Raw genomic sequence first — 13,969 nt, forward strand, 5'->3', positions numbered from 1 at the left:
ACAATATGACATTTACCCAGCTTGAAATTTTTGCACTCATTGCTGAACTAAAAAGTTTTACTGCCACAGCAGAAAAGCTGGGAATTTCACAGTCGGCAGTTTCCCATGCCCTTAAATCATTAGAACAACAATGGGATATTAACCTGATTTCAAGATCCCAAAGTGATATTGAGCTCACCACGACAGGTCAGCAGTTATTGACACATGTCAAAGAGCTATTGAGTATTTCCGATACATTAGAAAAAGAAGTGGCTGCGATCCATGGTTTAAACGAAGGCACATTACGTATTGGCTCTTTTGGGGCTTCATCCTCTATTTATCTATTGCCTGAAATTTTAGAGACCTTTCGGCAACGCTACCCTAAAATCGAAATTTATATTGATGAAGGTGAAGATAAAGAAGTTGCTCAGTGGTTATTGGAGCGGCGCATAGAGGTTGGTTTTTTGATTATGCCAGATGAGCGTTTTGATACATTCCCCTTAATTGAAGATCGTTTTGTTGCCTTAATTCCTTGTCACTACCCGCTCGCGCAACAACTTTACATTGATCCAGCACAACTAGAAAACTGCCCTTTTATTATGACAATGGCTGGTAGTAGATATCAGGTCGAATTAATTTTAAAAAACTTTAATGTGAAACCAGACATCAAATTTTATGTGTCACAAATTTTAAGTATCGTTAGCATGGTCCACAACCAATTAGGAGTGTCCATTGTGTCTGATATGGTCATCACCAAAGAGTTACTCTCACTCTATCCAAACGTGGTCAAACGCCCTTTTAAACCGAATCTTAAACGCTCTATTGGCCTTGCAGTAAAAAACAAGAAGCACATCAGTCCAGCCGTAAAAGCATTTATAGAAGTTGCTCAATCGGTTTGGTCAAATTATTAAATGATTACGAATAATTTTTAGGAATTTGATAACGAACTTTTTCAGGTCAATTTATAAGCGCATTAGATGACTTGTAACGTAAAAAGCGCCATAACTGCCCTATCTTAACCAAATCAACGCACCATTTATCGCCAAAAAACACTTTTCCAATTCAAATTGGTGCACTTATTGCATATTCACTTTTATGCAATTGAGTTTGTTTCGACAAACTTAGGTTTTTAGATTCCTTAAATCTATTTTGGTGCAATTTACAGACCCAGATTTGTTCCAAAATGGAATTTAGCACTTTTTTCGAGCATGCTATGCAAAATGTAGATCTATTTTTCTTATTACTTGGTGCAGTTTTGGTTCTTGCCATGCACGCAGGTTTTGCATTCTTGGAACTTGGTACGGTTCGCCATAAAAATCAGGTGAACGCACTAAGTAAAATTCTGACTGACTTTGCCCTCTCTGCAATCGCTTATTTCTTTGTTGGCTACTACATTTCTTACGACCAGCATTTTTTCCATGATGGTACAAGCCTTGCGAGTGATCATGGCTACAACCTCATGCGTTGCTTCTTTTTACTCACTTTTGCTGCGGCAATTCCTGCCATTATTTCAGGTGGTATTGCTGAACGTGCAAAAATGCGTTCGCAAGCAATTGCAACACTTGCGTTAGTTGCACTGGTTTATCCGTTTTTCGAAGGTATGGTCTGGAATGGTAACTACGGTCTGCAAAAATGGTTAGAGGCGACTTTTGGTGCAGCTTTTCACGACTTTGCAGGTTCAGTCGTTGTGCATGCTATGGGTGGTTGGATTGCACTTGCTGCCGTGATTTTATTGGGTGCACGTTCTGGTCGTTATAAGAAAGATGGTCGTGTAAGTGCTCACCCACCATCTTCTATTCCATTTTTAGCGCTCGGTTCATGGATTTTAATTGTAGGTTGGTTTGGCTTTAATGTGATGAGTGCACAGCGTGTTGATGCTATTTCTGGTCTGGTTGCAATTAACTCACTCATGGCTATGGTCGGCGGAACCATTACAGCAAATGCGATTGGAAAAAATGACCCCGGTTTCTTACATAACGGTCCACTTGCAGGCTTAGTCGCAATCTGTGCAGGTTCTGATATTGTTCATCCTGTCAGTGCACTTGTTATTGGTGGTGCAGCTGGTGCAATGTTTGTATACCTATTCACCTATACTCAAAACAAACTTAAAGTTGATGATGTGTTGGGTGTATGGCCTTTACACGGCGTATGCGGTGCATTTGGTGGTATTGCAGTAGGTCTATTCGGTCAAAAATGGCTTGGTGGTTTAGGCGGTGTCTCTTTTGCCTCACAGCTCATTGGTACAGTACTCGCGATTGCGATTGCGCTCATTGGTGGCTTTGTTGTTTACGGCTTACTTAAAGCAACTATTGGTATTCGTTTATCTCAAGAAGATGAGTTTAGAGGTGCAGATTTATCCATTCATAAAATTTCTGCAAACTCCGAAGAAGGTATGTTTTAACTCAACGATTGATAAGCAGGATCAAACTATCCTGCTTATCATTATTTAAAAGTTTGCATGGGCAAAAGTGATTAAAAAAACACATAATTTCTATAAATAAATAATATATGCCTATGAATCATCGATATTATTTTTTAAGTCGCAACTTTATTTCAACATTAAATTTTGATTAGTTTAAGAACAATTTAAGTTTGATTTTATGTAATGCCTTCAACTCACATTCAAATTGATGTTGCACAGCAATGAATCAACAAAAACAATTTTTCCAACTTCAGCTTATTTTTCTTGCCCTTAGTTTTTTTATACTTTTATTTATATTTCCAGTAGGTGGAAAAATTGATATGTATTTCATCCAGCCTTGGATGGATTCAACAGGTCATTTTTTTAATCGGGACAATTGGTATCTGGTAAGGGTTAACCATGAAATCGTAAAACAAATCATTACCACCGTTTATGTCATCTTTTTAGGTCTGTGGATTGCGTCATTCAAAGTAGAAAAATTAAAGCTTTATCGCTGGCAATATGGCTATATGTTTTTTGTGAGTATGATTGGTAGCGCTATAGTGGGATTGTTGAAGTCACAATCTGCTCACGCTTGCCCTTGGAATATGGTTCATCCAACCGCTTTAAGTTATGTGTGGGACTTTAGTGCTACTCACGGTCATTGCTTTCCGGGTGGTCATGCAAGCGCAGGCTTTATTTTAATGACGGGCTATTTTGTTTATCGTCTTGAGCAACCTAAACGTGCCTATTTTTATCTCATCGCTGGCATCATCTTAGGCTTTATGATGGGTTGGGGACAAATGATGCGTGGTGCCCATTTCCTTAGCCACAATTTATGGACAGGTTGGGTCATTTGGGCAGTAAACATCTTATTTTATAAAATATGTATTCATCGTTTTGAGTTTGAAAAACGAATCAAACAAGAACTTGCTTAAATCAAGTTCTTGTTTCATGAATATGTAGAACTTTTGGGAGCTTAACCAAAACTGAAAGTCCACCAAGCTCTAAACTTCGATCTAACGTCAAAGTTCCACCTAAACGCTGAGTTGCTCGGTCAACAATTGATAAACCTAAGCCACTGCCGACTTCAAGATGGTGATGTACACGATAAAAACGTTTTAAAACTTTATCATAATGTTCAGGATCAATACCCGCCCCGCTATCTTCAATCTGTATACACGCATAGCCATCTGCATCTGTAAAAACTGAGATATTAATCATTCCCTCATGAGGTGTGTATTTGATTGCATTATCAATTAAGTTAAAAATAATTGAGTGTACTGTTGGCTCAATACTATGCATTTCAATAGGTTCGTTACGGACAAATCCTAGATCAATTTCTTTTTGCATAGCTAAATTAACAAGCTGTTCAACACAATTTAGAGCGACATCATTAAGTTGAAAAGTTCTAGTCGGTTCAATCACACTTAAAGAGACATCTTGCTTAGCCAAAGCTAAAAGCTGTGTGACCAAATGCTGAATACGCGCTAATCCCTTACTCAAGTTCTGCAAAGACTCATGCTCGGGAAGCTGACTAATTAGAATTTTAGTTTGTAAATTTAGAGCTGTAACAGGCGTTCGAAGTTCATGTGCAGCATCGGCAATAAACTGTTTTTGTTCCATTTGAGCCTTGGATATACGCTCAAATAAACGGTTCATTTCATCGATGGTTGGCAATAACTCTTGAGGGTAGTCTGCAACCTCAATGGGTGTCAGTTCTTCCGAATCACGATGAGTCAGTTCATTTTTAAAGTCATCAATGGGTTTTAAGCCTCGACGAATAATCGCGGCTAAAGCAAAAATCGCAAAAGGCAAAATAATTAGATAAGGAATGAACATGCTGCCCGCAAGCTCCCAAGCAAAGGCTTCACGAACCCGCTCTTGTTGACTCACCTGAATCTGGTAATCTTTTAAAGGCAAAACATACGTTCTCACTACACCTTGGTTAGTTTTATGCGAATAAAAACCAGCTTGTGTAACAGGTGCAACCAACAGATGTAAATGATGAGATAAGTGGGCCTGATCTTTATAGGCCCAAATATCTACAAATAAATCTTCTTCATGATAAGTTTTGTGAAAATCAAACTTACTACTTACTGTTTTCAATGGATATTCAGCTGTTCGTTCTGCTAAATAACGCATTTGGGTATCTAAAATTTCGTCAACTTCTTGAAGCGCAACCTTATAGGCACTAAAAATTAATATACAACCTAAGATGACACTGAAAATTGAGGTGCCCCAAATCAGTCGTTTTTTTAATGAATAATGCACTGTTATGAAATTCCAAAATTTAAGTTACGATTGTCCTAAACGGTAACCCAATCCTCGAATCGTACGGATAAAGTCTTTCCCAAGTTTAGCTCTCAAGTGATGCACATATACTTCAATCGTATTACTGGTCACATCACTATCGAAATCATATAACTTATCTTCAAGATTTGCTTTAGAAAAGATTTTATTTGGATGACTCATTAAAGGAATAAGAATCGCCCATTCACGATTCGACAAATCGATCCGCTGGCCTTTAAAGGTCGCAATATGTTGTTCAACATTTAAAACCAGATCACCACTTTGTAATAGCTGTTCATGATTTGCAAGCTGAGCCTCTACCCCACTACGGCGTAATAGCGCGTGAATACGAGCAAGTAATTCATCAAACTCATATGGTTTAATCAAGTAATCATCTGCTCCATGATTTAAGCCATCCACGCGGTTTTGTAACTGATCTCGTGCTGAAATAATTAAGACTGGAGTTGCAGCTCTTTGACGAATTTGCTTTAAGACCTGCATACCATCCATCATAGGCAATCCTAAGTCTAATAAAATGATATCAAACTTATTTTTGGCCAATTGAGCCAGACCGTCTAAGCCATTATTGACCCACTCCACCTCAAATTGATGATATTGCAGCAACGTTATAGTTGACTCAGCAATCATAAAATCATCTTCAATCATCAAGATTTTTGTCATGTTCTAGGCTCGCTTTAATTCACATGGGCACAAGAGTGCAGCATATCCAGTTGAGGGTTGATGACTTGAGTTTTTACATCCAACAAACTGAGTAAGCTTGGGAATAAATTATCCTGACTTAACTTTTGTTTCGTTTGTTGGCCTAAACAACTCACTTGCGCAAGATTATGTTGTTTCCATTTATCAGAGAACCACATAATCATTGGTACATGTGTTTGTTGACTCGGTGCGATTGCATACGGTGAACCATGTAAATATAAACCATGTTCACCAGTTGATTCACCATGATCAGATAAATACCATAAACCTGTTTGATATTTCGATACTTCTTTTAAATTATTAATCATCTGACTTAACACATGATCTGTATACACAATCGTGTCATCATAACTATTTAATAACTCTGGTTGAGAGCAGCCCTGTATCGCATTAGTATCACAAGTTGGTTTAAACGGTTGATATGTAGCAGGAGCACGCTTGTAATAAGCTGGACCATGACTTCCGACTTGATGTAAAACAATGAGACGTGGGCGCGTATCTTCTTTAGGAATAGTGGCTAAATATTCATTTAAGCTATCAATTAAAATATCATCAAAGCATTCGCCATCTTTACACCATTTTTGCTTTAACTTTTCTGGAATTTGATATTGTTCAACACGATCACAAGCACCTTTACAACCAGAATTATTATCAATCCAAGTCACTTGGTAACCTGCACGCTTTGCAATGTCCAAAAGACCTTCACGATGACTTGCTAATTGCTCATCATAGTCAACACGAGGCATGCCAGAGAACATACACGGAACTGAAACAGCGGTTGCTGTACCACATGAACTTACTTGAGAGAAATTCAAAATATCTTGTTTAGAAAGCTCTGGATTCGTATTTTTAGCATAACCATTTAATGCAAAACTTTCCGCACGAGCTGTCTCTCCGACAACGAGCACCATTAATTTAGGCAGGTTTTTTTGTACTACCTGAACTTGATGAGCATCTTCCCCATAATGTATTAATGGTAAATTCTTCTTAGGCGCCTTCTTATGATAATAAGACATTAAAGAAGAAATACTATTTTGAGGAGAAATCATGCCTTTCAAGTCACGATGTTCACGAAAAATAGCTGCAAAATCGACATAATATGTAAAAAGTAAAATACCGACAATTGCAAAAGAAGCGACAATTGAGCCAGCTTTTTTCAACAATAAATGAGATACTTTTTCTTTTTTAAGCTTTACTTGAGTAATTAAAATAATAGGTAAAACAACAAAGAAAACTGTCCAAAGTCCAAACCGTAATGAAACTAAATCAGAAACTTCAGATACATCTGTCTGTATCATATTTTGAATCTGATCAGGCGAGATGATTACACCTAATGTATTCACAAAATAAGAGCTAAAACCACCAATAAAGACTAACAAAATTGCAAAAAGTTTGGCCGTCCATTTCCAGTTTAAAATTTGTAAAATCGCATAATAACCAGCAACAACAATAATCACTGTAGCAGCTAAAAATAAAATAGCCTTTACTCCAAAATATGGGGTCAAAAGATGTACTTTGTTATAAAAACCAATATTTAGAATTGCACCTAACCAAATGGCTATAATGAAATTAAACATAAACAGTGAAATCTGTTTATTTTTTAAGGTAGAAAAAAAATTCAGCATCTTGGGGGAACTACAATCTTTTTATGATGCTTTACTGTAGAAATTGAAACTTAAAAATGACTTAAATAAAAAATGATCTAAAAACAGAAATCTTAAAAAACACTTATTTTAAAATTTTTTACTAAAAAAAAGATGAGGTTAAATTTAACCTCATCTTCTTTAATCTTTAACTAAATATTGTTCTTAGAAACTATATTTAGCCATTAAACCAACACGGTTATCTTTGTAAGACTTACCATCAAAGGTATCACGCTTACCGTTAACGTATTCAACACCTAAATCAATTGGTTTAACTGGTGTGTAAATTACGTTAAGCCATGCTTGTTGAACTTTTTCGTTTCCTGCTGTATAGGCTTTAGCATAGTCTGTGCCATCATCAGCGAACTGAGCACCATACGCTAAAGTCGAACGCAAGTTAGGTAAAATCTTATAAGTTCCACCTACTTGTACCGCTACAAATTTATTTTGCTCGATATCACCATCTACTACGGTATAAGCCTTGTTGCTACCATATAAGTAGTTACTATTACCTACAACATAAGATGCATCAGCAAAGAGTTTTAAAGGATCAGATACTTTAAAGTCGGTACCAACCGCAACGCCCCAACCAGTTTGGTTATCACTACCAGCTTTAGATTTATAGTTTTCAACTAATGCACGAGCTGAAGCAGAACCCTTACCATCTGCATAGCCTTGAGTAATTTTAGCAGTTAATACTGGTAAGCTATATTTAATACTGTCATTTATCCAGCTACCATCTGTATCTTTTTTACCAGTAAGACCAGTGCTATCACCTTTTTCAGCCGCTACAAACAATTGTGTTGTTGGTCCTAGTTTGTAGTTATAGCGTACTTGTGGAACACGAGTAGTACCACCACCAATGTTTGTCGAGAAGTCGATCATTTCTGGTGCATGATTAGCCAAGAAGTTTGAAGTCGTTTGACCAAATAACCAATTGTTATATGTCACATAAGCATGACGAACACGCAATGAACCATTTGAATCTGTTGTTGAACCAGCAAAGTCGACTTCGAGTTTACCACCGACTTTGGCATCATTTACTGGAGCAGTAAAATCTAAACCAAGACGTGTTGTTTTAGCAGTTGCACGAATTTTATCAGTTGCTTCGCCTTTTGATTCAGCTACTTTACCAAAGTCGTTATCCGCACCTTCAATAATATAGTTAGCATCCCCACGGACAAAACCATATAGGTTCACATCAGCGCCAGCTTTAGATTTAAATCCTGCTAAAGGTGAAACTGGTGCAGCAACAGGTTGTGCTTTCACTTCAGCGAGTTGAACTTGCTGTTGTTGTTGTACTTGCTGTTGTTGTTGCTGTACTTGGCGTTGTTCTTGAATTAAAGCTTTTAAAGCTTCAACTTCTTTACGAAGCTGTTGAATTTCCGCTTTGTCGGAAGTCGCAGCATGTGCCCCACTCATCATTAAAGCTGTTACTGTAAGAGCTAAACTTTTAATAACGAAAGATTTACGATTAAGGAATAGATCCATCAAAAACTCCAAAAAATATATTTTATGTTGCCTATCCATGCCAAGCTGATTCAAGCCATTAAATTAGGGCTAAAAAAATCAACTCTCCTCCACTTTGGTTACATTAATTTTATTACCGCAACCAAAACCAATTTCAACGCTGTGCAAGACTAAAACCAATAACCAAAGACATAAAAAACATACTTTGACTTACAGATTTTTACCTTAACTTCATGTTGTAACGAATCCTACACAACTCTCTTATCTTATAGAATGATTAAATCGTTATTTCATTATTCTTTTTTAGACTTTAGGCTAATATCCAGTCTAATTGAACATTTTTCTATCCATTTTGATTGATTCACATGATTTTTCTTGTTAACGAAATCCATTTTTACTCCAGTTAGCTTCCATTTGCTACCCAAACAAGATGGCACAATTAATAGAGCATTTAAATAGCTAAAAACATACATTTTTAAAAACATAGACAAAGGTATTAGATAAAGCTTAGATCACTCCTTAAGCGATATTAACTTTCTTTATTTCATTTAGTTAACATTATTTTTCGTGTAGTTTTGCATGTTTCCAAAGGTAAATAGGCAGCAAAGTAACACTGCCAATAATGACAATAGCTATCAAATAATGGAAATAACCGAATGCATCTCCAAGCACTCCACTAAAACTATAAAGAAGACCACTCACAGTCGCCATGACTGAAACCTGAAAGGTAAAATCTGTACCAGCATATTCTTTCCGACTGTAGTGCATGACCAAGGTCAACATAACCACCAACAACATGGCAGAGAAAGCATCTTCTAAAGCATTGACTGTATAGATAGCCCAGACATTCAGTTGAATTTTCTGTTCGTAGGCATAAGCTAAATAGGTATACGCCGCTAAGCTCATGATTTTAAATCCTGAAAAAATAATTAAAGCTGTTGGTCTTGAAAAGTATTTAAGTACTCCACCCGCTATTGCTGCCCCTGCCAGTGCCGCTACTGCACCAAGCATCGTGATATAAACACCGATTTGAGTAAAACTTAACCCCATATCAACCATTAAAGGTTTAAGCAGTGGTCCAGCTAAACCATCTGCGACTTTAAAAGTAATCAGTACAACTAACCAAGAACGGAACTCTTTATTTTGAGAGAAATAACTCAAGTAAGCCTTAATCTTTATAACTAAATTTTGTTGGTTAAGTTTGAGTTCCTGATTTGAATGAAAAGCATGTTGAGGTTCTTTAAATAATAAAACAGGTAAAGTATTTAAAAATACCAAAGCCGCTAGTAGCAAAAAAGTGGGTTGCCATGTCAACCAGTCTAAACACCAGAGTACGGCACCTCCTCCAACAATAAAACCTAGTCGGGAACCAATCACCTGAAATGTATTGCCCCAATGTTGCTGGTCATGGTGCAATAAATTAACCGCCAAAGCATCGGTAGCAATATCTTGCGTTGCTCCAGTTAAGTTCATAAAAAGAAGCGAAATGAAAAAGGCGAATAAATAAGTGGGCTGATCTAAAGCTTGAATGGGGAAAAAAGACAAAATGCAAAGTACACCCACCGTTAAAAACTGAGTAGGTAAAATCCAACTACGATAATGTCCTAAACGGGAAAGTGCATGTCGATCAACCCACGGCGCCCAAAAAATCTTAATTGACCAAGGCAACATTAATAAGCCAAACCCACCGATATGGGCGAGTGATACACCTTGCGCTCTTAAAATAACGGGTAAGGCATGGGTCATAAAACCTACAGGCAAACCTTGCGCCCAATATAAGGAAAATAGCAGAAGATAAAAATTTTGCTGCCGCCACATAGAAACCTACTTTTTATTTCTTTAATAAGGAATAACATCAAATGTCATGTTGTTCTTACATTTTGCCAATGAAGCATATATTTCAAAAGACTAAGATAAAACAAGGACAAGTTAAAATTTAAAAAATATGGATCAACATTTCCCTAATTTACCTGATTTGGTACCCCAACGTGGCAATGCTTTAAGCCGAGCACTATTTAAGAAGCTTTTTTTAGCGCAAGGTTGGACAATTGAAGGCGAAATTCCTAATTATCCAAAAGCTGTTGCGATTATTTCACCTCATACGTCTAACATTGATGGATGGTATGGTTTTCTGGCCATTTTCGGATTAGGTATCCAAATTACGGTATTAGGTAAAGATGCTCTTTTTAAACCACCCTTTAAACGAGCATTAGACTGGGCGGGCGTCATTCCTGTTAAACGTGATACAGCCAATGGACTTACTGAGCAAGTCGTTGCAACCATTCAAAAATATGACAAGATCTGGATTGGGATGGCACCTGAAGGCACACGTAAAAAAGCAAAAAAAATGAAAAGTGGTTTTTACCATATTGCCGCAAAAGCTAATATTCCAATTGTGATGTTTTCTTTTGATTATGACCACAAGACGATTCACTGTTTAGGCCACCTAGACCCAAGTGGCAACTATGATGAAGATCTACAAAAGATTTTTGATCGCTATGAAGGAAAAATCTCACCCAAAAATCGCAATTGGCTTGCTGAACCTTTACAAAATCTAGTGAAAAAAACCTAGCAAAAATTGAGCGAATCTGGTCTTATTGCCCTTCTTAATTTATCTCGACATAGATTATTTTTAAAGATGAAAATTGCTCAATTTGCCAGTATTGGATTTATCTCTCTAGCACTCTTTGGCTGTGATAAATTTAGCAAAACACCAACGCCGACGACCTCAATTAAAGCCCGCGAACCTGTCATTGCGCTTGCTTTAGGGGGCGGTGGAGCAAAAGGATTTTCACATATTGGTGTGATCAAGGTTTTAGAGTCTCATGGTATTAAGCCTAAAATTGTAACGGGTACCAGTGCTGGTAGCTTTGTTGGAAGTATCTACGCGAGTGGACAAACACCTTATCAATTGCAAAGTCTAGCTCTGAAATTACAAGAGTCTGATATCCGTGATTTAACCCTTAACCGTCAGGGAATTATTCTCGGACAAAAATTACAAGACTACGTTAATCGTAATGTTGGCAATAAACCGATTGAGAAGTTCCCAATCCGTTTTGCGGCTGTGGCAACTCGTCTTGATAATGGTCAAAAGGCAGACTTTATTAAAGGTAATGCCGGCCAAGCAGTACGAGCATCGTGTAGTATTCCTAACGTGTTCGTGCCTGCCACAATTGGCAATCAAAAATACATTGATGGCGGATTAGTTAGCCCAATTCCTGTTAAAACAGCTCGTGATATGGGTGCAGATATTGTGATTGCGGTTGATATTTCTGCACGTCCGGCAGGTAATCGCCCAGCGAATATGTGGGGATTACTGGATCAAACCATTAATATTATGGGCCAACAAAGTATTAATGAAGAACTCAAGCAAGCGAATGTGGTTATTCAACCCAAAGTAGGCCATTTAGGCACGCTTGACTTAAAATCTAGCAATCAGGCAATTTTGGAAGGTGAAAAAGCTGCTCAAGCTCAAATTCGTCAAATTGAAGTTGCAATTGCAAACTTCAAAAAATCTCCAGCAGCATTTAAGCCAGCACCACGCCCTAAATTCTAATAGAAGTGGTTTTTTTCTGTCCACATTCCCCATCATCTGCTACAGTGGTAAAAGTGATATTGAGTCACTTTTACTCACATAAAGATATATAAAAGAGCAGATCTATGGAGTTTGTTGTACAACCTTGGCATTGGTTTGTATTGGGTATCTTACTTATTCTTTCTGAACTAATTCTACCTGCCTTTGCCGCACTCTGGTTTGGTATTGCCGCCATTATGGTGTGCATTCTCTATTGGTTATTTCCAGATATTAGCCTCACAACGCAAATTGTATTTTGGATAATATTATCAGTGCTATGCACCATTCTTTGGTTCAAATTTATTAAACCCTTATCAATTGATAAAACCAAAGCCGGATTACCCCGAGAAGCAACAATTGGTCAGATTGGAATGGTCATTCAAACTGGGCTTGATCATGACCAAATTATTGTTCGTTTTCCGATGCCGATCTTAGGAGCCGATGAGTGGAATTGTCGAAGTATGACTCCTGTTAAAGTGGGCGATCGAGTGAGAGTTATTGATATTTCAGGTAATGATTTAATTGTTCAGTCTCACGGTACTTCATAAACATTAAAGATAAAGAGAGGGTATTTTCATGCCAGTTGGTACTATTATTGTTTTAGCCTTTTTGGCTTTTGTTGCTGTTACCATTTTTAAAGGGGTACGTATTGTTCCTCAGGGTTATAAATGGATTGTACAGCGTTTGGGTAAATACCACTCTACGCTAAATCCAGGACTTAATTTTGTTATTCCCTATGTGGATGAAGTGGCCTATAAAATTACCACTAAAGATATTGTGTTAGATATTCCATCGCAAGAAGTGATTACACGTGACAACGCCGTATTACTTATGAATGCCGTGGCCTATATTAATTTAACTACACCAGAAAAAGCAGTTTACGGTATTGAAAACTATACATGGGCAATTCAAAACCTTGTACAAACTTCATTACGTTCTATTGTTGGTGAAATGGATCTAGATGATGCATTGTCTTCACGCGATCATATTAAGGCTAAATTAAAAGCTGCTATTTCTGACGATATTTCAGATTGGGGCATTACCCTAAAAACAGTCGAAATTCAGGACATTCAACCGTCTCATACCATGCAAGCTGCCATGGAAGAACAAGCTGCTGCAGAACGTCAACGACGTGCTGCTGTCACTAAAGCAGATGGTGAAAAACAGGCTGCTATTTTAAGTGCAGAAGGTCGCTTAGAAGCATCGCGTCGTGATGCAGAAGCTCAAGTTGTGTTAGCTGAAGCATCTCAAAAAGCGATTACAATGGTGACCAGCGCAGTGGGTGATAAAGAAATTCCGGTTGCTTACCTTTTGGGTGAACAATATGTCAAAGCGATGCAAGATATGGCGAAATCAAGCAATGCTAAAACTGTCGTTTTACCTGCCGATGTTTTAAATACAATACGCGGTATTATGGGTAAACATAATTAATCGTATTGATTAGATAAAAAGATATAAAACGGCGGCCTAAAGGTCGCTGTTTTACTTTTAATATTATTGGTTTTGTAATCTTTTTTGATCTTTCACAGGTAATTTTTTTACAACCAAATCATAAGAGTCATGGATTAAATCTTGAAGTAAATCGCCTGTTAAGTTCTTATGTGGTGTAATTGAAATCCAGTGCTTTTTATTCATGTGATAGCCCGGAATAATAAATGAATAAAGCTCCTGATATTCCTGACTTTTATAAGGATCGCATTTGACATTAATCATTTTGACGCCTGCCACTTCCGCTGTCAGCAGGAATATTTTTTCTAAAATTTTAAAAACTTCATAGTCAGGCCCAAATGGATGAGTCTGCTCACTAAAAGGAAGATTTCGTGCAATTTCAATTGCTTTTTGATGGAGTTGTTCACCATTCATTTTTTTCTCCTTTATTCATTTTGCATG

Annotated in this window: 14 protein-coding genes; 7 read left to right on the plus strand and 7 right to left on the minus strand. The window is 37.3% G+C overall.

All coding sequences use genetic code 11. The features are described 5' to 3' along the window. Window positions 1-5: 5 nt before the first annotated feature. From OD757_RS14740 to OD757_RS14750, 3 genes are all read left to right on the plus strand, one after another. Window positions 6-890, plus strand: a complete 885-nt coding sequence (locus tag OD757_RS14740) for a LysR family transcriptional regulator (protein WP_263032324.1) — start codon at window positions 6-8, stop codon at window positions 888-890. A gap of 302 nt (window positions 891-1,192) precedes the next feature. Then, on the plus strand, window positions 1,193-2,380 hold the full coding sequence (locus tag OD757_RS14745; RefSeq protein ID WP_263032325.1) for an ammonium transporter: 1,188 nt from the start codon (window positions 1,193-1,195) through the stop codon (window positions 2,378-2,380). A 242-nt stretch (window positions 2,381-2,622) separates the two neighbouring features. After that, window positions 2,623-3,318, plus strand: a complete 696-nt coding sequence (locus OD757_RS14750; RefSeq protein WP_263032326.1) for a phosphatase PAP2 family protein — start codon at window positions 2,623-2,625, stop codon at window positions 3,316-3,318. Window position 3,319: 1 nt separating this feature from the next. Here the strand turns inward: OD757_RS14750 and OD757_RS14755 are convergent, their stop codons facing one another. From OD757_RS14755 to OD757_RS14780, 6 genes are all read right to left on the minus strand, one after another. Then, on the minus strand, window positions 3,320-4,654 hold the full coding sequence (locus OD757_RS14755; protein ID WP_263032327.1) for an ATP-binding protein: 1,335 nt from the start codon (window positions 4,652-4,654) through the stop codon (window positions 3,320-3,322). A gap of 24 nt (window positions 4,655-4,678) precedes the next feature. Beyond that, window positions 4,679-5,353 carry a DNA-binding response regulator PmrA gene (locus OD757_RS14760; protein WP_009389484.1) on the minus strand — a complete coding sequence of 225 codons (675 nt, stop codon included), beginning with the start codon at window positions 5,351-5,353 and terminating at the stop codon, window positions 4,679-4,681. Between the two features lie 14 nt (window positions 5,354-5,367). Continuing rightward, window positions 5,368-7,017: a phosphoethanolamine transferase gene (locus tag OD757_RS14765; protein WP_263032328.1), complete on the minus strand. Its 1,650-nt coding sequence runs from the start codon at window positions 7,015-7,017 to the stop codon at window positions 5,368-5,370. Window positions 7,018-7,200: 183 nt separating this feature from the next. Next, on the minus strand, window positions 7,201-8,526 hold the full coding sequence (locus OD757_RS14770; protein WP_009389573.1) for a DcaP family trimeric outer membrane transporter: 1,326 nt from the start codon (window positions 8,524-8,526) through the stop codon (window positions 7,201-7,203). Between the two features lie 272 nt (window positions 8,527-8,798). Next, window positions 8,799-8,990, minus strand: coding sequence for a hypothetical protein (locus OD757_RS14775; protein WP_263032329.1), 192 nt, complete (start codon window positions 8,988-8,990; stop codon window positions 8,799-8,801). A gap of 73 nt (window positions 8,991-9,063) precedes the next feature. After that, a complete protein-coding gene (locus tag OD757_RS14780; RefSeq protein ID WP_263032330.1) occupies window positions 9,064-10,323 on the minus strand; it encodes an MFS transporter in 1,260 nt (419 codons plus the stop codon). A 127-nt stretch (window positions 10,324-10,450) separates the two neighbouring features. On the opposite strand from OD757_RS14780, the gene OD757_RS14785 reads away from it, so the two are divergent. The 4 genes from OD757_RS14785 (at window position 10,451) to OD757_RS14800 (ending at window position 13,510) form a co-directional block, all read left to right on the plus strand. After that, the gene (locus tag OD757_RS14785) at window positions 10,451-11,077 is read left to right on the plus strand and encodes a lysophospholipid acyltransferase family protein (RefSeq protein ID WP_263032331.1); all 627 of its coding nucleotides are present in this window, start codon (window positions 10,451-10,453) and stop codon (window positions 11,075-11,077) included. Between the two features lie 66 nt (window positions 11,078-11,143). Next, window positions 11,144-12,061, plus strand: a complete 918-nt coding sequence (locus OD757_RS14790; RefSeq protein ID WP_263032332.1) for a patatin-like phospholipase family protein — start codon at window positions 11,144-11,146, stop codon at window positions 12,059-12,061. A gap of 104 nt (window positions 12,062-12,165) precedes the next feature. Next, entirely contained in the window at window positions 12,166-12,627 is a 462-nt protein-coding gene (locus OD757_RS14795; RefSeq protein WP_263032333.1) for an NfeD family protein, read from the plus strand. Between the two features lie 28 nt (window positions 12,628-12,655). Next, window positions 12,656-13,510 (plus strand): SPFH domain-containing protein, encoded by an 855-nt coding sequence (locus OD757_RS14800; protein ID WP_263032334.1) that lies wholly within the window; start codon window positions 12,656-12,658, stop codon window positions 13,508-13,510. A 63-nt stretch (window positions 13,511-13,573) separates the two neighbouring features. Here OD757_RS14800 and OD757_RS14805 read toward each other — a convergent pair whose 3' ends face one another. Then, on the minus strand, window positions 13,574-13,942 hold the full coding sequence (locus OD757_RS14805) for an MmcQ/YjbR family DNA-binding protein (protein WP_009389408.1): 369 nt from the start codon (window positions 13,940-13,942) through the stop codon (window positions 13,574-13,576). Window positions 13,943-13,969: the final 27 nt, after the last annotated feature.

This window comes from Acinetobacter sp. AYS6 (assembly GCF_025630795.1).
GTDB lineage: Bacteria > Pseudomonadota > Gammaproteobacteria > Pseudomonadales > Moraxellaceae > Acinetobacter.